This window comes from Sphaerisporangium sp. NPDC088356, from assembly GCF_040685555.1.
Classification (GTDB): Bacteria; Actinomycetota; Actinomycetes; order Streptosporangiales; family Streptosporangiaceae; genus Sphaerisporangium.
Genome location: NZ_JBFBIK010000269.1, coordinates 1 through 1,774, shown reverse-complemented (window position 1 = coordinate 1,774; position 1,774 = coordinate 1). Strand labels below are relative to the sequence as shown.

The window sequence follows — 1,774 nt, the reverse complement described above, 5'->3', positions numbered from 1 at the left end:
TAGCCCCGTCTTCACCGACGCGGTGGAGTACTTCAACCTCGGCGGAAGCGGCGGAAGCGGACCCGCACCGGGCACCTACCGCATCGTCAACCGCAACAGCGGCAAGCCGCTCGCTGTCGCGGGCAACTCCACCGCGGACGGTGCCAAGGTGGTCCAGCAGAGCGGCACCGCCACCTGGACCATCGCCACGACCTCCGACGGCTCCTACACCCTCAAGTACGTCCCGAGTGGCAAGATGCTCGACGTCAACGCCGGCAGCAGCACGGCCGGGCTGCAACTGCAGCAGTGGACGGCCAACGGCGGCACCAACCAGCTGTGGTATCTGCGGTCCACCGGCAACGGCTACTACACCATCGCCAGCCACGACAGCGGACTGGTGGCGGACGTCTCCGGTGCGGCGACGAGCGACGGGGCACAGGTCGTGCAGTGGGCCTCCAACGGCGGGACCAACCAGCAATGGCAACTGAGCCAGAGCTGACCGGACGACCCGGTTAGCGCCTGCTGCCACGGCGTTGACCATTACCCCTGGCCGCGCGGCCCTGCGGCCAGGGGTAACGGCGAGATGTCAACTCCGAACGTCGGCTCGTGGAGGGCTCCGTTATGCGGCTTGAGCCATCCTGGCTATGGAGCGCCTACGGCGCACGCTCTTCTAAGCGCGACTCTCACAGCTGATCAACCCACCGCCCTGCACCTCAGCCGCCGTAACGAAGCCCTCTCCCGCGACCGGCCGACGCGCCAGGGGTATCTAGGCCCGCCTCTATCACCGCCTCGCTCGTTTTCACCGTTGAGAAGAGGCTGGATATCCATGGGTCGGGGATGGCGCCGAGCCCGAGCCCGGCCTCTTGCACCACTGAGGTGAGTTCGTGGTGATCGGCAGGGCTGATTAGCTCTCGTACCAGTCCAGCCCGGCCGAACGCAGCAGGGCGGTGCAGAGCAGGATCGACAGCTCGCGGCGGTGCTCGACGCCGGGTGAGGAGGCGAGATAGGTGAGCAGGTGTCGGCTGTCGAGGTGGAACAGGTCGTGGGCGCACGCAATCGCCTTGCCACCGCCAAGGCGTGCGTTTCAGGCTCGTAGATGACCTTGGTGGCGGCGTCGATGTGACCCTGTCCGATGAGGTCGTGCAGGTGGTGGCGGAGGTAGCCATGGGTCCGGCCGCTAGCGGGCACGTATCGGATGCGCCAGCAGGGCGTCTTACGCATGAAGAACCAGGCGGTGATGATCTTCTCGTTCTCGGCCTTGACCAGCAGCGGGGCGAGGTGGGTCATGGCGGTGTGCTCGGCCGTGGCCCAGTCAGGGAAGGCGACGTTGATTTGCCGCCACGGGCGGGGATCCATGTTGCCTCCAAGGTCAGGCCAAGAGCAGGACGGAGTCCCAACTCGACGCCACGGTGCCGGTACCGAGGGCGTGCAGGGCGAGCGCGGGCCCGGCCATGCCGTCGAGGAGCCCGGCCTGCGGATGGGGACGGGAAATTTGCATGATCAGCCGGGCGGCGAGTCCGGGGAGTTCGTCGCCGATCCGAGAGGTGCGCGCGTCGGCGGCCATCCGCCAAGCGGCGTGGAGCAGCCCGGCCCTGCCGTGACACAGTCCGATCTCGGGGAGCCGGTCAAGCTGTGCCGGGTCGCGCAGGGTGGCCAGCATCGCCTCTTCGGCCGACCGCTGGCGGGCCTCGTCCGCGAGCGCCAAGCCGGCGAGTTGCTGGGCGCGGGCGGTGCCACTGATGCCGTATTCTCTGAACTATCAAACGATCATGAAGAGGGGTTGCGGGAGCTTGGC

The 1,774-nt window shown here is 67.6% G+C and carries 2 protein-coding genes and 1 pseudogene; 1 reads left to right on the top strand and 2 read right to left on the bottom strand.

The features are described 5' to 3' along the window. On the top strand, positions 1–478 hold a 478-nt coding region (locus AB0O34_RS36795), incomplete at its 5' end, for an RICIN domain-containing protein (RefSeq protein ID WP_363923630.1). A 405-nt stretch (positions 479–883) separates the two neighbouring features. Here AB0O34_RS36795 and AB0O34_RS36790 read toward each other — a convergent pair. Then, positions 884–1,335, bottom strand: a pseudogene (locus AB0O34_RS36790) (thiopeptide-type bacteriocin biosynthesis protein). A gap of 13 nt (positions 1,336–1,348) precedes the next feature. Continuing rightward, entirely contained in the window at positions 1,349–1,720 is a 372-nt protein-coding gene (locus AB0O34_RS36785; protein WP_363923632.1) for a lanthionine synthetase LanC family protein, read from the bottom strand. Between the last annotated feature and the right edge of the window lie 54 nt (positions 1,721–1,774).